This is a genomic window from Dechloromonas sp. CZR5 (assembly GCF_008711155.1).
Lineage (GTDB): Bacteria > Pseudomonadota > Gammaproteobacteria > Burkholderiales > Rhodocyclaceae > Azonexus.
This window is the reverse complement of record NZ_VUYQ01000003.1, coordinates 569,510-590,282: the sequence shown is the minus strand read 5'-3', so window position 1 is coordinate 590,282 and position 20,773 is coordinate 569,510. Positions and strand designations below refer to the sequence as shown.

At 53.3% G+C, this 20,773-nt stretch carries 19 protein-coding genes; 3 read left to right on the top strand and 16 right to left on the bottom strand.

All coding sequences use genetic code 11. The annotated features are described in order from the left end of the window. Positions 1–9: 9 nt before the first annotated feature. From F1002_RS11715 to F1002_RS11665, 11 genes are all read right to left on the bottom strand, one after another. Positions 10–1,206 (bottom strand): TIGR03087 family PEP-CTERM/XrtA system glycosyltransferase, encoded by a 1,197-nt coding sequence (locus F1002_RS11715; protein ID WP_150429194.1) that lies wholly within the window; start codon positions 1,204–1,206, stop codon positions 10–12. Positions 1,207–1,208: 2 nt separating this feature from the next. Continuing rightward, the gene (locus F1002_RS11710) at positions 1,209–2,243 is read right to left on the bottom strand and encodes a FemAB family XrtA/PEP-CTERM system-associated protein (RefSeq protein WP_150429193.1); all 1,035 of its coding nucleotides are present in this window, start codon (positions 2,241–2,243) and stop codon (positions 1,209–1,211) included. Next, positions 2,240–3,085 carry an XrtA system polysaccharide deacetylase gene (locus tag F1002_RS11705; RefSeq protein ID WP_150429192.1) on the bottom strand — a complete coding sequence of 282 codons (846 nt, stop codon included), beginning with the start codon at positions 3,083–3,085 and terminating at the stop codon, positions 2,240–2,242. The genes F1002_RS11710 and F1002_RS11705 overlap by 4 nt, the downstream gene beginning before the upstream one ends. A 1-nt stretch (position 3,086) precedes the next feature. After that, positions 3,087–4,256, bottom strand: coding sequence for a non-hydrolyzing UDP-N-acetylglucosamine 2-epimerase (gene wecB, locus F1002_RS11700; protein WP_150429191.1), 1,170 nt, complete (start codon positions 4,254–4,256; stop codon positions 3,087–3,089). Further along, positions 4,243–5,349 carry an XrtA/PEP-CTERM system-associated ATPase gene (locus F1002_RS11695; RefSeq protein WP_150429190.1) on the bottom strand — a complete coding sequence of 369 codons (1,107 nt, stop codon included), beginning with the start codon at positions 5,347–5,349 and terminating at the stop codon, positions 4,243–4,245. Before F1002_RS11695 ends, wecB begins: the two co-directional genes overlap by 14 nt. A 4-nt stretch (positions 5,350–5,353) precedes the next feature. Next, positions 5,354–6,994 (bottom strand): TIGR03016 family PEP-CTERM system-associated outer membrane protein, encoded by a 1,641-nt coding sequence (locus F1002_RS11690; RefSeq protein ID WP_191090378.1) that lies wholly within the window; start codon positions 6,992–6,994, stop codon positions 5,354–5,356. Then, the gene (locus F1002_RS11685) at positions 6,966–7,934 is read right to left on the bottom strand and encodes an XrtA-associated tyrosine autokinase (protein WP_150429188.1); all 969 of its coding nucleotides are present in this window, start codon (positions 7,932–7,934) and stop codon (positions 6,966–6,968) included. Before F1002_RS11685 ends, F1002_RS11690 begins: the two co-directional genes overlap by 29 nt. A 2-nt stretch (positions 7,935–7,936) precedes the next feature. Beyond that, complete coding sequence (locus tag F1002_RS11680) at positions 7,937–9,496, bottom strand: XrtA system polysaccharide chain length determinant (RefSeq protein WP_150429187.1); 1,560 nt, start codon at positions 9,494–9,496, stop codon at positions 7,937–7,939. A gap of 66 nt (positions 9,497–9,562) precedes the next feature. Next, positions 9,563–10,165, bottom strand: a complete 603-nt coding sequence (locus tag F1002_RS11675; RefSeq protein ID WP_150429292.1) for an XrtA/PEP-CTERM system exopolysaccharide export protein — start codon at positions 10,163–10,165, stop codon at positions 9,563–9,565. A gap of 146 nt (positions 10,166–10,311) precedes the next feature. Beyond that, entirely contained in the window at positions 10,312–11,538 is a 1,227-nt protein-coding gene (locus F1002_RS11670) for an ABC transporter permease (protein ID WP_150429186.1), read from the bottom strand. Continuing rightward, entirely contained in the window at positions 11,538–12,761 is a 1,224-nt protein-coding gene (locus F1002_RS11665; protein WP_150429185.1) for an FtsX-like permease family protein, read from the bottom strand. Before F1002_RS11665 ends, F1002_RS11670 begins: the two co-directional genes overlap by 1 nt. A gap of 109 nt (positions 12,762–12,870) precedes the next feature. Between F1002_RS11665 and F1002_RS11660 the strand changes: the two genes are divergently transcribed. After that, entirely contained in the window at positions 12,871–13,731 is an 861-nt protein-coding gene (locus tag F1002_RS11660; RefSeq protein ID WP_150429184.1) for a ThiF family adenylyltransferase, read from the top strand. Here F1002_RS11660 and F1002_RS11655 read toward each other — a convergent pair. The 4 genes from F1002_RS11655 to F1002_RS11640 all read right to left on the bottom strand — a co-directional run bounded on the left by F1002_RS11655 (position 13,720) and on the right by F1002_RS11640 (position 18,040). Further along, a complete protein-coding gene (locus F1002_RS11655; RefSeq protein ID WP_150429183.1) occupies positions 13,720–14,757 on the bottom strand; it encodes a hypothetical protein in 1,038 nt (345 codons plus the stop codon). The genes F1002_RS11660 and F1002_RS11655 overlap by 12 nt on opposite strands. Positions 14,758–14,841: 84 nt before the next feature. Next, positions 14,842–15,693 carry a THxN family PEP-CTERM protein gene (locus tag F1002_RS11650; RefSeq protein WP_150429182.1) on the bottom strand — a complete coding sequence of 284 codons (852 nt, stop codon included), beginning with the start codon at positions 15,691–15,693 and terminating at the stop codon, positions 14,842–14,844. A 169-nt stretch (positions 15,694–15,862) separates the two neighbouring features. After that, on the bottom strand, positions 15,863–17,221 hold the full coding sequence (locus tag F1002_RS11645; RefSeq protein ID WP_223879559.1) for a DUF1302 family protein: 1,359 nt from the start codon (positions 17,219–17,221) through the stop codon (positions 15,863–15,865). A 6-nt stretch (positions 17,222–17,227) separates the two neighbouring features. After that, positions 17,228–18,040, bottom strand: a complete 813-nt coding sequence (locus F1002_RS11640) for an ABC transporter ATP-binding protein (protein ID WP_150429181.1) — start codon at positions 18,038–18,040, stop codon at positions 17,228–17,230. A gap of 48 nt (positions 18,041–18,088) precedes the next feature. On the opposite strand from F1002_RS11640, the gene F1002_RS11635 reads away from it, so the two are divergent. Together F1002_RS11635 and F1002_RS11630 are read left to right on the top strand one after the other, a co-directional pair. Then, positions 18,089–18,883: an outer membrane lipoprotein-sorting protein gene (locus F1002_RS11635; protein WP_150429180.1), complete on the top strand. Its 795-nt coding sequence runs from the start codon at positions 18,089–18,091 to the stop codon at positions 18,881–18,883. Between the two features lie 15 nt (positions 18,884–18,898). Then, positions 18,899–20,344, top strand: a complete 1,446-nt coding sequence (locus F1002_RS11630) for a mannose-1-phosphate guanylyltransferase/mannose-6-phosphate isomerase (RefSeq protein ID WP_150429179.1) — start codon at positions 18,899–18,901, stop codon at positions 20,342–20,344. Here F1002_RS11630 and F1002_RS11625 read toward each other — a convergent pair whose 3' ends face one another. Continuing rightward, positions 20,345–20,716 carry an Mth938-like domain-containing protein gene (locus F1002_RS11625; protein WP_150429178.1) on the bottom strand — a complete coding sequence of 124 codons (372 nt, stop codon included), beginning with the start codon at positions 20,714–20,716 and terminating at the stop codon, positions 20,345–20,347. It abuts the gene before it with no gap. Between the last annotated feature and the right edge of the window lie 57 nt (positions 20,717–20,773).

The following is a 20,773-nucleotide window of genomic DNA, read 5'->3' as shown; positions in this document are numbered from 1 at the left end:
AGGGAATCCTCAAGGGAGCGGCAAGTAAGGCCCGATTATGCCAATCTGATGTTCCCAATTGTAGTTGCTACAGATGCGTAATCTGGCGTTTTCGCCGGCAACCTGAGCGGCCCCTGGCGATTGAATGAACTCGTCTATGATTTTTGCGTAGTCATCCGGAGTTGAGGCGCGCCGTAGCTCGGAATCGGGAAAGTCGCTGAATACTTCATCGCATTGTCTGTCCAAGACGACGGGTTTGCCCATGGCCAAAGCCTCAAGGACTTTGTTTTGCAGGCCGCGGGAGGTTTTGATCGGGGCGACGATGATCTTTGCGTGTTTCAAATAAGGGCGGACATCGTCAACTGTTCCCGTAACCGAGACATGCTGACTTTCCAGGGCTTGGAGTTGTGAAGTAGGGGAGCGCCCGACAATATAAAAGCGAATAGCCGGATGGCGACTGACCAACAGTGGCATAACTTGATATATGAACCACTGGGCTGCCTGATCGTTGATCCAATAACTCATGGTACCGGTGAATACGATCGGGATTTCATCTTCAGCGTAAGGCGATGGGAGTTCGTGCCTCGCGTCGAAGTAGGCGGTGTCAACGCCATTTCGAATTACATCAACGTGGAAAGCATTTTCTGGCGACAATCTGCAGAATGCGCGTTTTTCCTCTTCGCTGACGAAGAAGGTACGAGTCGATTTTGCAGAAATTCGGCGTTCGTAATTGAGCAGAACTTCACTTTCCCGGGAAAATAGCCATTTCATTACGCCACGCTGGGTTTTTGAATAGGCTTTCCATTTGAGCGAGTCAACATCGACGAGGTCCAGAAAGATTGGCAAGCGTGTCTTCGTTTCGACGTATTGAGCCATTCCTGAACAAAAAACGATTGCGGCTTCAATGTTGTGATTCTGGATCGTTTCGGATACCCAACGTTGCATTTTGGCATCACGAAAGTAACGGACTGTTAGAGGGTCGCCAGACAACAAGCCATTGAGTGCTCGTAGGCGGGCCGCTGCCGGGGACAATTGGATCGCCTTGATATCTGCGCAGAATTCCCGCAAGGCCGGGATATAGCTCAGATCGGCCGCATCGTCGACGAACGTCCCCAAAAATATCTTGTGATCTCGGGATAGGTATTTTAGAAGGTGAAAGGAGCGAAGCTTGTCACCTTTGTTCGGCGGATATGGAATACGGTGAACAAGGTACAGCAGATTTGCCATGTTCAGCCAAGATTACGCACAAGATACGGGCCAATGGCATTGGCAATGGGGATCGGCAAGCGTTGCCACAGGGCGATGAACAGACGATATTTAGGATTCATCGGATTGTTTTGGGGAATGCCATCACGATTCAGCAGCACATACTCGTAGTTCAGTTGCTCAGCTTCGAATTCCCACAGTCTTTTGAATTCGAAAGATCCTGTCCCTTTTTTGCTGCGTCCGAGATCGAAAATACGACATCCGCGTGTGGCTGCACGCTTCATGAGCTCCCAGTACTTGAGATCGTTAGCCGCCAGGTTTCGCGCTGACGCTTTTTCTCCCGCATAGTAGGCCATGACGCGATCCCGGAAATAGAACGAAAGAATGGCCGAGACAGGTGCTCCGTCCTTGCTGCGGATAGTCAGAATTTCGCACTTGTCCTGAAAAACCCGTTTCAGCTCGGAAAAGTAGCGTTTGGGTAGGGCGGGCGTTCCGTGGTCACGAACGTTTTCAGCGTAGACAGGGAAGAACTCATCGACGCTGTCATCCTGTGTGGCATACAAGCCAAGCTTGATAGCTTTTCGCACCATATTGCGGCGTTTCTGCGGGATACAGAGCATCTTTTCGTCAAGAACGCTCGGGATTGTCCTTACGAAGGTGACGTAAAGATCCTGCGTCGGCCAATCGGGATGCTTGGGCTGAATATTGCGAAACTCTATGTGCTCCACGCCAAGTTGATTACCCAGATCGATTGCAGCCTGCTCCAGTGCTTGCGATGCTTCAGGAGAAGTAGCTGCAACGCCACCGTAAACCGCAAAAGGCAGTGCAACGAGTGCATTTCCAAACAGTCGGCTATTGACGTGTGCCAGCGGGAGGACGCCCACAATTTGGCTCTCCGTTTCCGCATACAAGAAATAGCATCGATGGCGGAAAACGCCGGAAATCAATCGTTGCCACCCGGACAGATGAAAAAAGGTGGCATCGGGGCAGCTTTCTACGAAGCTATCCCAAATTTGCGCCTTGGCGGCGTCATCTTGCTGAAGTTGCCGGACAATCATTGGTGAGAGGTTGGGTCAAGATAGATATGATCCATCCTTCCCCATTCGAAATCAGCCAAGAGGCGACGTAGCTTCCCTTCCATTCTGTCCAGATTTACGTAATGACGAAACCTGGTTTTTGCGCTGACTCCCGGAACACGGGGTTGGTGGGCATCGATTTCCCAAGGGTGGAAGTAAAACACAGCGGATAGATTCTCCGTGGTGTTTATGCGCCGTATCATCCAGGCAGAGAGGTTGTAGGGCAGAAGCCGGAAAAAGCCGCCTCCGCTGGCTGGCCAGTTTTTTTCAAACATCCTCAGCGTGGTGGGAGGTATCTCCAACAGGCTGCCCCTTTTGTGGGCCTGCCGAGGCGCATCGGGCATGCCATAGTGGTCATGCTTGACCGGGTAGATGCTTGAACTGTACAGGTAACCGGCACGCTCCAGACATTCGAATGCCCAAAGGTTCTTTTCCCCAATTGAGAAGCTCGGGGCGCGATAACCCTTCACGACGACACCCGACAAGTCCTCAAGAACAAGTTTTGCGACGTGGATATCGGAGTAGAAGCTCTCGGGGGTTTGGTCACTTGCTCGTTCATGACCATAACCATGACTGGCTATTTCATGACCGGCAGAAACGATCTGGCGAACGATGCCTGGATAGCGCTCCGCAATCCATCCAAGCGTAAAAAAAGTCGCTTTGGTTGCGTGCTCATCGAGCATGGCGAGAATGCGGTCAATATTCTGCTCAACGCGGCATTCCCTGCTATTCCATTCGCTTTTGGGAATGTGAGGTGCCAACGCCGATACCTGGAAATAATCCTCGACATCGATCGTCAGCGCATTGACAGGGGAGGCTGACATGTCAGGCGGTTGCGACAGATCTGGCCAACAGCCAATTACTTAGATCTTCTGCAATACGTTGCGCAGCACGGCCATCCCAAAGTTCCGGGATACGTCCGCGCTTGCCGTGTCCAGAGAGGGTTTCTTCGGTCATGCGACGAATGAGCGGAATGTCACGCCCGACCATGGTATTGGTGCCCTGTTCGACCGTGATCGGCCGTTCCGTATTCTCGCGCATGGTGAGGCAGGGAACCCCTAGCGCAGTGGTTTCTTCTTGCAGGCCGCCAGAGTCCGTAAGCACAATCCGGGCTGAGGCCATCAGGCCAAGCATTTCAAGATAGCCCTGTGGTGGCAGCATGATCATGCTGGGCGTATCAATCAGCTGCTGCAGGCCAAAACGCTCAATGTTGGTCTTGGTACGCGGGTGTAGGGCGAAGACCAACGGTAGTTTCTCGGAAATCCTTCGCAGTTCGGTCAGAAGCGATGAAAGGGTATCTGCGTGATCGACATTGGATGGGCGATGCAGCGTCACCAGCCCATAACCTTCAGATGTTGCGATGCATTCCGGGTCAATGCCATGCTCTTGTAAAGTGTTCGCAGGATCTCGCGCGAATTTCTTGTTCTCCAAGAGTGAGTCAATCATGACGTTGCCGACGAAACGAACCCTGTCAGCGGAAACTCCCTCAAGCTTGAGATTGCCTTCGGCACTACGTTCCGTGGTGTATAGAAGGTCGGCGATCTGGTCGGTTAGAACGCGGTTGATTTCTTCCGGCATCCCGCGGTCATAGCTACGTAGTCCGGCTTCGACGTGAACGACGGGAATGTTTTTCTTCACTGCAACCAAAGTGCAGGCAAGCGTCGAATTGACGTCACCTACGACCAGAATGCAGGAGGGTTTCCTCTCATCGATAACAGGTTCAAACCGCTTCATCACTTCAGCTGTTTGAACAGCGTGAGACCCCGACCCGACTTCCAGATTGATATCCGGCTTGGGCAGTCGGAGGTCATCGAAAAGCTTGTCGTTCATGTCTTTGTCGTAATGCTGGCCGGTGTGAACCAACAGCGTCGGAATGGCGGGCACATTCTCCGAAAAGGCTCTCAGGATTGGGGCCATTTTCATGAAGTTGGGACGGGCTCCGACTACACAGATAACGGGGCCCAAGCCTTGGGGCCACTGGTCAGGTTTCGACATTTTCTTTGACTTTCAAATTATCGGCAGAAAGGTTGCCGCTATGAAGCAGCCTCTCCATCAGATTCAGGGTGGCGCTATTGATTCTTTCGAGTTGCAGCAGACTTTGCTCGAGACGGGCAAGCCGTTCCGCAACATGCTCGGCATTGAGGACAGCCAGCAATTGTTCGGGGGGGAGGGCTGCCGACATGCCTGATCCGAGCGACGCGTTGTTGACGAACTGCGCGTTGGTGCTGGATGGCGAAACCAGATTGGCTTGTGGGGAAATCTGGGTTTCCCCGCCGATTGTCTCCTCAAAAATCTCTCTGGCTACTTCTTCTACATCCAGAGCATTGAAACTGTCTTGCTGGTTGAGGAAACCAAACAACAACAGGCGGTCGCACACGGAATTGATACGACGCGGAATGCCACTGCTGGCCTTGAAAATTGCCTCGAAGGCCGAGGTGGCAATCTTTGGACTTTCCTTGGCACCTGCTAATTTGAGGCGATGCTCGATGTATGCTTGGGTCTCAATGACATCCAGAGGGCCGATATGGCAGGCTGCGATGACGCGTTGACGAAATTGCATCATGTGCGGACTTTGCAGAATCTGACGAAATTCCGGCTGGCCGATCAAGAAGCTTTGCAGTAATGCCTGATTGCCGTACTGGAAATTGGACAGCATGCGAAGTTCTTCGACCGCACGGGTAGTGAGATTCTGTGCTTCATCCACAACCAGCAAGCATCGCTTTCCCTTTGTCGCCATGCTGATTAGGAAGGCTTCCAGCGACATCAGGACGTCCGATTTGGCTACATCCTTGGTACGTAGCCCAAATGCCGCACCAACCAGACGCAATGTATCGTCAGCATCCAGTTGGGTACTGACCAGTTGAGCCGCGACCACTTTCTCCGGATCCAGACTTTCGAGCAATCCACGGACGATAGTCGTTTTTCCGGCGCCCACTTCACCAGTAATTACAATGAATCCTTCATTTTGGTGCATGCCGTATTCGAGATAAGCCTGCGCCCGGCGATGCTGCTTGCTGCCAAAGTAGAAAGTGGGATCTGGATTCAGCTGAAAGGGTTTGCTGTTCAGGCCGTAAAAAGCTTCGTACATGCGTTCAGTAGGTGTAGGTCACGGTACCGATCAGAGCGTTTTCCTTGAAGGAAATTGTCCCATCGGATTGTGTGTGGCGAATACTCACGGAGCCAGTGGTTTTTGCGCCGAGTTTAGTAGCCAGATTCAACTGGTATTGGTTAGTTTTTGTTCTGAGAGAGTTGCTACCTATCCCTGTGCTTTCCTGGCGAGACAACAACGCATTCAGCGTGGATAGCGAACTGACCTGGTGGGAATAATTGATGATGAAACCCTCCTGCCGAATCTCCGATGCACGGGAGAAGTCGTCAGTCGTTGCCGCGGCAGCCAAGGTTGATTGGCTCAGGTTACGATTTAACAAGAGGGTGATGGAGTTGCGTGCGCCGAGAAGAACAAGCGCCAATTGTTGCCGACGCTGGATGGTGGCCCGTGAAGCCAGAAAACTGCTGGTGACCTGCGCATTGGGGTCGAGCGTTGGACGTGTCAGGAAGAAACTCTGAATTGCAGCAGTTCGAGCAGGTTCCGGCAGGCCGGCATATTGCGCAGCAATCACGCTGTAGAGGCTACCGTAGCCTTGGCTGGCAAACTGGTTGGGTAGCACCGAAACATCGCGTGTATCGCTGAACTGAATGCTACTCTGCGGGAAACGGTGCGAGATGTTGATGTTATGACCATCACCGAAAAAGCGCCGTTCCTTGAATGCGGAAAGCTGGGTTCGTTCGGTGGGATTCCAGTCAAATCCGTAACCGTGCGTGGTTCGGTCCTGTTGATCGATTGAAGCGTAGTTGTTTTGTTCCCAGCCACCAGAGCCAACGATACGGAACTGCGGTGTGATTGCGTAGGTAAGTCGAGCGTTCAGGCGACTGGCATCGGTTTGGCGTCCAGTGCTGTAATCGACGCTCTGAGTACTAGCGTCTCCAGACCACTGTAGGTTACTGAATGGTGTGCTTCCCTTGACTTGGCCGGCCCACTCGGAGACATCGATGTTTGCAACCCTGCTGGCATCGGAACGGGTGGTTGATCGGTTGTAGCGCAGCGAATAATCAACCATGCCTCCAAGTTGGCCTCGCAAAGACGGGGTGAGGCCGAACGTTCGGGTTTCTGTCGAATTAGCGTTGACTGTGGTGGTGCCGGGCGATTGTGCGCCGAACGCCGATATCGATTGTTGCGCAATCCGGGCATTGGCGTCTATGAACACCCAGTTGTCGACCGCCTCCAAGGTGGCGAAACTGTTCAGGTTATTCTGTGTGCGACTGTGATCCGATTTGGCATACATCTGGGCATTTAGGGCGTAATCCAGATAAGCCTTGAGCCGAGCCGATTGACCCTCAATGCGTATTCCTGGGGTCAGCTGAGTAATCAGGTCCCCTTCCTTGTTTCCCTGGGCTCGATTGAGGGCTGCATTGTCGGTTAGCGTTTCCGTCAAACCAATTCTCGGTTTGATCGACCATGCACGAGTCAAGGTGCCGGTCTCATTGGTCTCCGATGCCGGCGCGCCAATGGTCTGATTGGTCTGTGGGGCACTACCAGCGGGGATTCCACCACCGAGGTTGGTAATTGTTCCTGGGGTGGTTTGTGCAAAAACCGAAGTTGTTACAACGCCAAGTACCAGCACGGTAAGCTGATTGATTTTTGTGCTAACCATTCTGACCATATCCGTAGCCATACCCATACTCATACCCGTAGCCAGCAGAAGCACTCTCTCTGGATTGATTGAGGACCATCATTTTGACCGGACAGGATTCAATCGTCCCTACAGCCTCCCTGACAGCAGATTGGGCTGTCTGGCCGGCATGAACAACCAGGACCACTTGCCCCATATGAGTTGCCAATGCCCTGGCTTCGGTTGTCAGGAGCAGAGGAGGGGAGTCGAAAATGATAATCCGGTCCGGATAGCGATTGGCCATGTCATGCAGCAGTCTGACCATGGCAGCACTGGCAAGCAATTCTGTCGCCCGCTGGTGTTGAGTGCCACTAGGGAGAAGAGAGAGTTTTTCAATGTTGGTCCGGAGCAGGACGTCAGAGATGTCAACCGAGTCCTGGTCAACAACATCCAGCAAACCAGAAGCGGGTGGGAGTCCGAGCATGTTTAGGACTGACGGGCGAGCAACGTCAGCGTCGACCAGCATGACCGTATTGTCCAGTTCCATCGCGATACTGATGGCAAGGTTGATGGCCGTAAAGCTCTTGCCCTCCCCAGGTAGTGCACTCGTTACCATGATCAGGTTGCCATTTGGGACACGCGGTACACCCTTGCCCATGGCGTTGGCGATCAGTGGCCGCTTGATTACCCGATACTCATCGGCCATCTTGCTGCGAGTTGCATTGGGAACCAGAAGTCCTGCGCTGGCGATGGCGTCGAGATTGATATCGACTTTCTTTCTGAGGCTGGCTTTAGGGGGGGGCGAAGGAAGAGGGGGCTCCGGAGCCTTTTGAGGCTTGAACAGCGGAGAATCCGGTCTGTTTGGCGAACCATCTTCTAGCCGATAGCGGTCAGGGCGATCGACCGGAAGTGGTGCATTGATTTTTTGCGGCTGCTCTGGAAATTCGGCGCCTGCCTGACGCAGTTGTTCCAGACGTTTCGCAGCTTGTTCAATGAGGCTCATGGTCAGGCTCCTGCTGCGCGCTTGGCAAGAAAGCTCAGGGCGGCAACGCCAGCGCCATAGCTGACGAACAATCCGGCCGTGGCCGCGATGAAGCGGCGGAGACTTGCACGCTCCTGCTTGATACGAGCCTCATTGGGTAGGAGTGAAACAGTACCGAGGACCTGTAGTCCTGTCGCATCACGAAGGGTTTTGGCGTCGAAAAATACTGGTCGAATCTGGCTGGCAGCAAAGGCGGCAAACAGTCCTGCAACAAGGGCAGCTACCAACCCTCCCGGAAAAAGAAGCATACGGTTGGGAGCAACAGGGTTATTCGATGCACGCGGTGGGTCAATCAGGCGGAAATCTGCTACAGAGCCGGTAGAGTCGAGATCGCCAGAAAGCTCGGCACTTTCTCGCCGGCTTACCAGTTGTTCATAGTTTTTCTTATGCACGTCGTAATCGCGATTTAGCTGAACGTATTCAGCTTCGATCTGGGGGGCTGTCTTCATCATTTCTTTCTGACGTGATGCCCGACCTTCGTATTCGCTGACACGGGCACGAAGCGATGCAACGGCTGCTTCTGAGGTTGCTAGTGAGCGCTTCAGTTCCATACTGGCAGCACCACTACCGGCGAGAAGAGAAGGATTCGTCGCGGCAGCCTTGCGTAATTCAGCTACTTCTCGGCGCTTTTGATCCTCGAGTTCCTTGATCACGCGGCGGGTGTTCAGTACATCGGGGTGCTGCTCGGTATATTTCTGTAGGAGCGTGTCCAGATTCCGCTTTTGAGTTTCAATGCGGCCATCCAATTCAGGCATCGATACTCCTGCACCATCGGAGTCTCCGCCACGCCCCATACTGTCGCCGAGAATTTGTCGTTTTAAGGCGTCGCGGGACTGTTCTGCTTCGCGCAATTCGAGTTTGGCCTGGGTCAGCAGATTGTTCGTTTCCGCAAAGCGACCCAACGAGTCCTTGCCTTCTGTCGTCTGAAACTCGATGTTCTTGACCTTGAACTCTTTGAGGCGTGTCTCGGCTTCCGTCAGCTTGGCTTCAACGGACTTGATCTGATCATCAATGAACTTGCGTGCCGACTCGGAATCCTGGCGCTTGTTTCCCAGACTCGACTCGACAAAAATCGAAACTAGCGCTTGTACGACTCTTTGCGCACGCGCCGGGTCGGTATCGCGATATGAGAGGGTGTACAGGTTATCGCGGCCTACACCCTGAATCTTCAAGGATTGGGTGAGCGACTCGATGAGTTCCTCCTGCTCCGCTTTCCCTTTGATGTTCAGATCGAGATCCGCCATCCGGATAACTTTCTCAACGTTGGGTCGGCTGATCAGGGTGCGGCTAAGCATCATAATCTGCTGGTCAACGTTTGGCTGTACAGCTAGACCAGCCATCAGCGGCTTCAGAATCGACTGAGTATCGACAAAAATTCGTGCAGAGGCTTCATAGCGGTCGGGAATGCGGAGGATGACGCCGGCGGCTACTGCTCCGACAATCCAGGCTGCCAGCATTCCAAGCCGACGATGTTTCCAGGTCGCACGCAATATCGCCGATAGCTGGCGAAGAATCTCATCCATCTAGATGTCCAGAATCAAAGCCGCTCTCGATCACGTGATCGGAGCGGCAAATTTAATAACTGAGAGTTAGAACCAGCTTTGCGGAATGATCAGGACATCGCCCGGCTTCATCTCCACGTTGGCAGACACATCGCCACGTTTGACGAGGTCTTTCAGTCGAACGCTGTATTGGGCGTTGTTCTCAGAGGTACGCAGGATGGAAGCCTTGTTTCCGTCAGCAAAATCGGTAATGCCGCCCACGGCAATCATGACATCCAGGAGGGTCATCTTCTGCTTGTACGGGAGAATTTGCGGTTTGGTAGCTTCGCCAATAACGCGAATCTGCTCGCTGTAGGGGCCGACAAAGCCAGTGACAATCACAGTTACCACTGGGTCACGGATGAACTTCGCAAGTTCCTTTTCGATTTCCCGGGCGAGGGTGGTGGAGTCCTTGCCCATGGCATTCAGATCGTCGATCAGCGGTGAAGAAATCTTTCCGTCGGGGCGAACCGGAACCGACATCGACAACTCGGGGTTGCGCCATACGACAATATTCAAATTGTCACCGGGGCCGATTTTGTAGCTGTAATCGGCGGATGCCGCTGCAGATGGTGCTGCCGGGTGAGAACCGCAGCCGACAATTGCAAGTGATGCGGCAGCGATCGCCAGCCATTTGAGTACATTTTTCATGGGATTCATCGTATTGGACATTTCATTTTCCCGGGCAAAGATGATCGTTAAGCTGGATCAGGCAACCAACAGGCATAATGATAGCGGAACTCCGCTAGGTTGTAGTGAGGGTAAAACGATTCAATCGGAAGTATTTCACGATCATGTTAGATGCCGTGACGCAGTGCTTCGACGATGTCCGCCTTGGCGGCTCGTCGTGCAGGAATGATGGCGGCAAGCATGGAAGCGATAAAACCGACGGCACCAGCGGTTAGCACCGAGGTCGAATCCAGTCGAATCAGTGCGGTATAGCCGAGATTTGCATTCGGTGGGGGCGGCATTGGAATGCCAATTGCCGAAATGCCTAACGCAGCAAGGCAACCCAGGATGATGCCCAGGAGGCCGCCGAGAAGGCCCAGCCAGAAACTTTCAATCATGATCAATCGGAACACCCAATCGGAACGGTCCCCAATCGCCCGCATGGTGCCAAACTCCCGTGTTCTCTCAAAAAGGGTCATGTTCATGCTGTTTATGACGCTGAGCAGGACCATGATCAGGATGATCAGGCGCAAGACACCAAACTGCCGGTCATACAGATCGACTGTTTTTTCGTAGAAGTCGGAAAGCGCATACCAAGGGGTTACGTCAAGCCCCTGATTGGCTAGTTGTTGCTTCATTGACGCCACAGTAGAGCTTGTTGACTCCGTATCGCTTAACTGAACCACCAGCAAATGTATGCCGTCGGTATCCATGAGTGTCTTGGCGACGTCGAGTGGAATACGTACTGCGCGGGAATCAAATTCTTTGGAGAAACTCTGAAAAATACCGACAAGCTCGAAATCCAGTGTGTTCACTGCCCCGGCTGCCAAAGTCATAACGATGGTGACGCGGTCACCGATTTTCAGGCCCAGAGACTTTGCAACTCCGTCGCCGACGACAATGCCATCATGGTCGGTGCCGGTAAGTGCCCGTCCCTCAATGTAGTTCAGGAATGTGCCGAGCTTCGCTTCGCCATCCGGTTCTATTCCTTCGCCGACAATACCCAGGTCGCGCCGCCCATTATTGATTACTCCAGTAAAGCCAAGTCGTGAAATGGCTTGATCAATTCCCGGTATCTGGCTTGTCAGTTTTGATTTGAGTTCATCACCATCCTTGATCAGGAATTTTTCCGGTGCCCGCGTTTTGTTCTCGCTGTAGCCGACGCGTGTAATCTGAATATGACCTGTTTGGGAATGGATAATCGCCTTGCCCAGTTGAACGAAGATATCGTTGACGAAGCCACCGGCCAGGATTAACCCTGAGACGCCAATGGCAATTGCTGCCAAGGTGGCAGCGGTGCGCACTTTCTGGCGAAAGATATTGCGGAGAGCTAAAGAGAAAAGAGTTTTTTGCACTACTGATTTGTGCGCAATGCGTCAACAATATTTAAGCGGCTCGCTTTCCATGCAGGCATGAGACTGGCAAGCAAGGTGGTAATGGTCGAGAGGGCAAGGGCATCAAGTACTAACTGTGTGGTTATTATGATTTGGCCGGTAAATCCCCGGGCCATCCCGGGCGGTGGGGGCATTGGTATGCCAATGAACGAAATCAATTCTGCCAAAAAAATAGCCGACATAACACCAATCAAGCCGCCTGCAATACCAAGCAATAAACCTTCAAGCAAAAATTGCATCCATATCTCGCGACTGCGCACACCAACGGCAAGGATGGTGCCGATCTCTGTTGTGCGCTCAAGTACGCTCATGGTCTGGATATTGGATATCGTCAGTACGATAATGAGCCCGATAATGATTTTGATGATCTCTACCTGTTTGCTGAACAGCACCACGGTTTTGTTATAAAAATCAGCTAAATCACTCCATGGGACCAGTTGAAAGGTTTCTGAAGGCAAAACCGATCTGATTTTCTTGATTGTGGTTGCAGTGCCATCGGTATCTTCCAGAAGTCCCACCCAGGAAGTTGCACCATCTACACGCATTAATTTTCGAGCTAAAGGAATCGGAATACGCAGAGCGTAATTGTCGAATTCTTTGTTGATCGTGTAAAAAATCCCTGCGACGGTAACTTCAATTGCGTTGGCGCCACCGTTGGCAGCGGTAGCCAAGAGCACAATCTGTGAGCCTGGCTTGGCTCCCAGGTTTTTGGCTAACCCCTCCCCAAGAATGACCGATTTGTCCTCCAAGCCACTCAGATCATTGCCTTCGGAGATAGTTATTCGGCTACTAATCGGTCGCTCACGAACCGGATCAATTCCTTCTCCGGAGAAGGTTACGGTTGTATCACCGAGACTGGCAAGTCCAAAAAAAACAAGGCGCGGTGTCAGGCTTGTTAATCCTGGGTGCGCAGCTACCAATGATTCCTGTTCCGACTGGGCTGGTAACAGGAAATTGTAGGGATCAGACAGGCCTTTTTCAAAATAGCCTGGACGTACAATTTGAAAATGTCCGAGTTGGGAGTGAATTGTCGCCTCCCGCATGTCCTGGAAAATCCAGTTGATAAATCCCCCTGCTAGCAGAAAGGCTACTACGCCCCCGGCGACCGTTAAGGCAGCCACGGTTGTCCGGCTGCGATTCCGGAGTAAATTCAGAACTGCAAGACGAATAAGTGTCTGGAGCACGGACGCAGCCTGCGATTAAGGGTAAGGCGATTGTATCGTGGTAGAGATAGAATGCCAGTGTTCGGATTGAATTTGATTCTTTTGTGATGCTTGAGCAGAGGGGGATTGCATGAGCAACTTTGATTACGCGCAGGCTTTTTCCAGAAATATTGGTTGGGTTACTGAGGCGGAGCAAGCGCGTCTCCGAGAAACGCGGGTTGCCATCGGTGGTCTTGGCGGTGTCGGCGGGGTGCATTTGTTGACTCTTGCCCGCTTGGGTATCGGCAAGTTTTCAATCGCGGACTTCGATGTCTTTGATATCGTTAATTTCAATCGCCAGGTTGGTGCGCTGACCTCGACCATTGGCCGGTCGAAACTGGAGGTCCTTTCGGAAATGCTTCGCGACATTAATCCGGAGGTCGATCTCAAAGTATTTCCCGACGGTATCAATCAGAGCAATATCGATAGCTTTCTCGAGGGGGTTGATGTCTACGTCGATGGTTTGGATTTCTTTGTTTTTGACGCTAGGCGTGCCACTTTTTCTGCTTGTGAGTCGAAGGGGATTCCGGTTGTAACGGCTGCACCGCTTGGCTTGGGGGCTGCGCTGGTTGTTTTTGGTCCGGGGAGTATGTCTTATGAGGAGTATTTCGGTTTCAAGAGCTGCCGAAATGAGCTTGACCTTGCAATAAATTTTCTCATTGGATTATCTCCCGCGATGCTGCAGCGAGGCTATGTTGCTGACATGAGTCGAATCAACCTTCGGGAGCGGCGAGGCCCATCATGCATTGCTGCTTGCCAGCTCTGTGCGGGCGTGGCGGCGGTTGAGGTCCTCAAGCTGGCGTTGAGGCGTCCTGGTATTCGGATGGCACCTTGGGCAAGCCAATTCGATTCATATCGAATGAAATATATTCGTACATGGCGTCCGTGGGGGGCTAAAAACCCCATTCAGCGGCTAATGGGTTTTCTGGTCAGGCGGCAGTTAGGGCTGTAACGAATCGAACTGGGATTCGAGTATGAACGAGTCTGCGTTCTTGCGCTTCGAGCGCTCGGGATGGGCGGTGGGGTATCCGATACGCAGGACGATATGTGGTAGTTCATCAGCCTCAAGATTCAAACCATTGCGAGAGAGAGCGAGAGCTTTCTTCGCAAGTCCAACGGCCGTTTCGTCAAGTTCGCTTCTTTGCAAGCGGTGCGCAATGTCAGTGATGACATAGTAAGGGTGTACCGCCAGGCCTGCTTGGTTGAGAGTTGTCCAAATCTCGGCCAGCGTATGGCCCGCTTGCCAAGTTAGCGCCGGTTCTTGTTTGCTGGAGATTACGATCAGAGCGGGTGCGTTTCGCACTGGCAGGCTATCGATAAAGGCCATGATCTTTGAAATCCCCAGCAAATTCAGGGCTGACATTCGCGGCCAAGAGGAAATAAATTTCATGAACGCCTTTCCGCCGGGGGGAAGATGTAGCGTCCTCAGATCTAGGCCATCGCCTGTTTCGACTTCAGATGGTGACCACCGTAGGCTGGAAAACAACCATTTGTGAAGTTCTTCGTTTTTGAAGCGAAGTTCTGAACAGATTTTTATTGCCTCAGCAATTTTCCGGATAGAGGCGGGCTCAGAGATGAATTGGAGTCTGATTTGATTGTCAGCTGCAATTTGCTCGATGGGTGAGTTGTTTATCGAGCCGATAAAAGGGTGTCGGTTGGTGTGTCGCTGGCGAAGTGCACTTTCCGTTGACTCATTAATCCAGTCTGGTGGTGCAAACGATAGCCGCCAGTTTCCGGCTGTATCAATTGATGACAATGTGTTATTCGTTCCACAGATTTGCTCAAGGTTGTAGCTGAGGGCACCGGTGCTCAACAAGGTTGCATGGCCTGTCGGACCGAACAAATCCTTCGAGCCTGCGTGGTGATAGACAACCTCCCAGTGGTCGCCAGCGTTTACAAATCGCCAGGGTTGCGAGTTGTCTGCTGACGGTGCGGTCACTGCCAGATCAATGGTGCGCTTGACGATTTCAGAGATCATGGCCCATTGTATTCAACGTACTGATAAAGAAAAACCCCCTGTGTTTGCACAGGGGGTCTTGATAAAGCCAGGCGGTAGTTGGGATTATTGTTGCTTGCGGCGGCGCGTTGCAACAAAGCCCAGCAGGCTGGCGCCAAGAAGACCCAGCATTCCCGGCTCAGGAACCTTCTGAATAGACAGAGAGGCGCCTTTTGTCGTGACTTGATTTTCCTCGGTGGTGAAGCCGAGGCAACCATTGGCGGCACCAGCTGCAGCACACTCTGCGTTGGTGAGCAAACCAAATCCATCGAGCTGCAACTTCACGTTGTACCAGTCGTCAGGAGAGGCGGTCAGTTTGATCAATTGGTTGAGGCTGTAGTCGGCGCCAATTGTCAAACCGGTTCCTGTAATGTCAAGCGTAAAGATATCGCGGCAAGGAATGGCACTTGCCGATGCGCAGGTGCCGGCAACGTTTTCCGTTTCCTTGAAGTGGATTGCAAAAGAGAGCGAGGTGCCGAGGTTCGGGCCAACAAACGGGCTAATCGGCTGCAGCGTGATGACATCGAACAGCGTCGCTTGCTTGAGGTATGCGCCGGTAACGGGCATGTTGGTATGGCTGAATTCCACAGTCTGAACCGGAGCTGCTCCTGTGTTCAGGTTGCCTGCCCATTGGCCGTTGGTTCCACCGGACACCGAAATCGAACTGGGGGTGTACGGTGCATTCCAGTTGCGGCCCCAAGACAACGTGGAGGGCATGTTCAATACCGGATTGATGTCGGATGAGTCGGTCGGGGTGACGCCATTCTCCCATGTCCAGCTCTGGAAGCCGGAGTTTACGGATGCAGACCAGGTTGTAATAGCGGGTAGCGCGTGTGCGCTCATGGCAGCAAACAAGCCTGCCAGCAACGAAGTGCCGATTGCGATGCGCTTCAGGGGGGTGGAAGAATTCCGGATCATGATCGCTCCTTAATGTTGTTTAAAGCCGACTTAGTCAGTCTGTGCTCTGGTCTCTATTAAGCAATCGGCATGCCATGTTTTTATTTTATTGATTTTAAAAGAATAATTTGTTTGTTTTTGGAGGTGGTGTGGTGTGGTGTAAAAAAAATCGACACTTACCGCTATGTCTTCAGAAAGAGTGGCGAACCTCTGAGTAGACTCTATCTTTTTGGTCATATCGCCCGAACAAGCCCGTGGCGGCCCCGTTAAAAACGTCAGCACCAAATACCCAACGCCAGTTACGTTGGAAGTTCCAGGTCATTCTCGGTCGGAAAAGCCAGTCGGTCCGGTTCAGGCTGGAGATGAAAAGGGCCTGAGCTTCCCAGTTGGGCACGACCTTGGTATTTACCAGCAGGCTGTAACCGTTTTCGCGCTTGTCTGAAACGATGGTTTCGTTGAAGCCGAAATACTGACGCTGGAAGATCTGAACGTTTAGGCGGCTTTCTGCGGGTAAGGTGAAATCAAGTCCGGTCGCCCAATCAAGGGTGTTCTGTTGGACAACGCCATCGCTGTCCAATGGATTTAGCGAAGTGAAACTGCGGCCACGGGTGTATACGCCTTCGGCCTTCCAGACGATATCGCCAAAGTCCTTGGCGAGTGTGCTGCCGTACTGGTGAATACGGTCGTGGCGGGCTTCGTAAATGAAGGTCTGCGACGACAAGTCGATGTTGCGATAGAAAGTCGCGTTGTTGTCAGTGCTGCGGTAATAGAACGCCGAAACGTCCCAGCCGTTCTTGAGTGTGGAAATGCGCGCTCCGTAGTTCATATTGTCGGCAGCATTTCCCGAGCGTCGTTGTTCCGGGAGGTATTTGGCTCTGAAGCCCGGCGCAACAGGTTGGTTCGGGAAAAACTCCGCCCCGGGTTTGCCGATGTTATCTACCGTCGCAACAGGAATCCACAGCAGTTCGGCATGAATGTCATTGACGAAGTACTCTGCGCGGGCGGCCCACTGCGGGGTTCTCAGCTGATCGAATTCCGGCAGGATGAATTCACGCATGTCACGTGCAGAGACAACGTCTGCAAAGAAGAGACCAACCATTTCACCCCAGACAACATGCTGGCGGCCAAGGCGAAAATCCCAGTTGCCGGCGCTGAAATCTACATAGTTTTCACGCAGCTGCACGTCCCAACGCTGGTTTTTTGCAACGTCCGGGTTGTAGAAATCGTTGATGCCGTAGGCGAAGTCGTAATCAAGACGAACGCCCAGTTTCCATTTGAGGTCGCTACCGAATTTTCCGTTGCTGTTGAGATCGGCTCGGGTACGTAATTTGGACCAGTGGGCTGGGTCCGGGGTGGTTCGTGCACCTTCGAATTGGACGAAGCCCTTGATGCCGCTACCGGCATCCTTGGCTTTGGCACCGGGGTTTGGCAAGTCGTCGCCAAACAGTGCGTCCCGGCTGAGGAGGTCGTCCTCGGCGGCTGTTGCGCCTAGGGAAAGGCAAAATGCAGCAATCAGGGTCAGATAGCGTGGTGGCATTGAGGAAGTCACGATTGTTCAGTTCCGTGCAACAGAGGAGGGGTTGAGGGGCGTTGACTGAGAATGCGGGAGTTCCGGCAGTGGGTCATCCGGGGGCTCTGGCAGGGTACGAATCCTGGCTATGTTCCAGGTTTTTTCTACTGCGTCACGGACCCCGAAGGCGGTAATGTAGCCATCTTCAATCTTCACCAAGCGATCCGCCTGATCGATCACTTTCTGGTCGTGGGTCGAGAAGATGAAGGTGGTTTTCAGGTGGCGGTTGATTTGCTTCATCAAGCGCAGGATTTCTATGCCGGTTGCCTTGTCTAGGTTGGCGGTTGGCTCGTCTGCCAATACGATGGTCGGCTTAACTGCCAGCGCGCGCGCTATGGCGACCCGTTGGCGCTGACCGCCGCTCAGTTGGTTGGGGCGACTGTTGGCGCGGTCGCTCAGACCAACGATATCGAGAAAGTATTTGACCCGTTTTTTTCGCTCGTCCGCCGAGATATCCTTGCGGCGCAGCAGGGGGTATTCAACGTTCTCTGCTGCGGTGAGTACCGGCAGCAGGTTGAAGGTCTGGAAAATGAAGCCTATCGAATGCGAACGCAGGTCGGCGAGCTGATTCTCCGTCATGTTGGAGACGTCCTGGTCGTTGATGTAGATTTTCCCCTTGTTGGGGCGATCAATGCAGCCGATGAGGTTGAGGAGTGTTGTCTTGCCGCTGCCCGATGGGCCGGAGATTGCCAGAAACACGCCAGGGTCGAATGAGCATGTAATATCATGCAAAGCCTGCACAGTCTGTTCGCCGAGCTTGAAATCCTTATATACGTGTTCGATGCGGACAACGCTCATTGGCAGTCCCCCTCGGGTGGATTTGGCAGATATTTTGGGAGAATGCACATGATTCGCTTAGGCCATCGTCGGGTGTCAACTTGGGTGTGGGTGTTGGCTTCCGGCATTCTGTTTTTGCTCCAGTCAGGGGCTGGTCTGGCGCAGGATACTACCGCTGCGTCAGCGGATGAGGCTCTTGCCCGCAGTATAGTGGATAAGGCGGACAAGGTTCGCTTTCCGGCTGAAGGCTTTCAGGTTGACATTGTAATTAATTCGCTCAAATCGGACAAAGATGCCGAGATGAGGAAATACCGTGTGCTATCGAAAGGAAATGAGAACACGGTTGTTCAGGTGACGGAACCGGCGGCGGAGCGCGGGCAGATCATTCTGATGAAGGGTCGAGATCTGTGGGTTTTCATGCCGGAGGTTTCTCAGCCTGTGCGTATTTCCCTGGCGCAGCGCTTGACCGGCCAAGTTGCGAACGGCGACTTGGCGCGAGCTAATTTTGCCGGTGACTACAACCCCAAAATTCTACGTAGCGAAACGATCGGTACCGAGCGCTATCACGTTCTTGAGCTGACGGCAGTTGATCGCAGTGTGACTTATCAACGAGTCATTTATTGGGTAAATGAAAAATCTGGGTGGCCTTTGAAGGCCGAGTTTTATTCCCTGTCGAATCGTTTGTTGAAGAAGTGCAGCTACGAAAATTTCCAGACGCTGGCAGGTCGCCTTCGTCCGACGCGTTTGGTCATGGAGGATGCCTTGCGCAACGGCGATAAATCGATTCTGGAATATAGCGAAATGAAGCTGCGTGAGTTGCCTGACAAGATTTTTACCAAGGAATATTTGAAAAAAATCGATTAATTGATTTTTTAGTTGATGGGTTTTCTCAAGGTGATTCCGGTCGTTCTTTCCGGTGGTTCGGGAACCAGGCTTTGGCCTTTGTCGCGCGAGAACCATCCCAAGCAGCTACTGCCGTTGGTGGGCGAAAGAACTATGCTGCAGGAAACGGTGGCCCGTCTTGACGGGGTGCCCGGCTTGGGCGAGCCGTTTCTGGTGTGCAACGAAGAGCATCGTTTTGCCGTGGCGGAGCAGTTGCGGCTGCTCGGCAAGCGGGGGCAGATACTGCTCGAGCCATACGGCCGTAATACGGCGCCTGCCTTGACGTTGGCGGCGCTGTGGGCGCAACGAGACGGCGATGACCCGGTTCTGGTGGTGATGCCGGCCGATCACGTCATTGTCGAGCGCGCTGCGTTCAGGGCTGCCGTTGTTCGTGCGGTTGCGCTTGCAGATCGAGGCGTAGCGGTCACCTTCGGTATTACGCCGGATTGCCCGGAGACCGGCTATGGCTACATCCAGCGAGGTGAGAGGAGTACGCTCGACGACGCGGCCTATGCCTTGGCTCGTTTCGTCGAAAAACCCGATCGCGATACTGCCCAGGCGTATCTCGATGCTGGCGACTACCTGTGGAACAGCGGAATTTTCGTGATGAAGGCGTCAGTCTGGCTCTCGGCGCTATCCGTGTGCCGTCCGGATATTCTGGCGGCTTGCCGGAAGGCATTGGGCGCGGTCAGCCAGGATGGCGATTTCGTGCGCGTTGATCGTGCAGCCTTCGAGCTGTGTCCCCCTGATTCGATTGACTATGCGGTTATGGAACGTTTGTCGGCAGGTCTGCCGGGGCTTCCCGGGGCTGCCGTGATTCCGCTGTCGGCTGGCTGGTCGGATGTTGGAGCATGGGATGCCTTGTGGAAGGTTCTGCCCAAGAGCGGCACAGGGAATGCTTGGCGGGGCGATGTCCTGCTGGAAGGGTGCTCCAACACTTTGGCTGTGTCGGAAAGCAGGCTGGTTGCCTGTGTGGGGTTGAAAGATGTCGTTGTCGTCGAAACCGATGATGCGGTTCTGGTGGCCCATCACTCGGCAACTCAGAATGTCAAGAAAATCGTCGATCGCCTGAAGGCCGAAAAGCGTGCCGTGGCGCAGTGGCACCGCAAGGTGCATCGGCCCTGGGGCTGGTATGACGGAGTCGATGCCGGCGAGCGTTTCCAGGTCAAGCGAATCTGTGTCAAGCCCGGGGCTTCGCTGTCCCTGCAAATGCATCATCATCGTGCCGAGCACTGGATCGTGGTGACGGGTACTGCCAAGGTCGTCAGGGGCGATGAAACATTCCTGGTTTCGGAGAACCAGTCGACTTACATTCCGCTTGGCGTGAAGCATCGCCTGGAGAACCCGGGCATTGCCGTCCTCGAGATGATCGAGGTGCAATCCGGGAGCTATCTGGGCGAGGACGACATCGTGCGCTTCGAGGATACCTACGGGCGCGGCTGATCAGTCGAAGAGCAGGGCGGCGGCGACCTTGCGACCCTCGGCGGCCAGGATGTTGTAGGTGCGGCAGGCAGCCTTGAGGTCCATGACGTCAAGTCCGATACCGGCGGTGGCAAAGGGGCGGAGCAGGTTGCCCGCGGGGAAGCGCAGGCGCTTGCCGGTGCCGAGCAGAATGATTTCCGTTTTCAGTGCCAGCAGTTTTTCCATGTCGGCTTCCGTGAGCGTGGCAAGCGTTGTCGACGTCCACGCCGGAACGATGGCGTCGGGCAGAAGAACCACGTTTTCGAAATATTTTTCCTGGTTGATGGTCACGAAATCGTCGCCATAGGCCGAGAAGAGGTTGATGCCGTCGGTGGTCGAAGTATGAAGTTTCACAGCTCAGGATTCCGGAAAGCCCGCTCAAATTGCGGTGCACCATGGGTATAAAGTAGG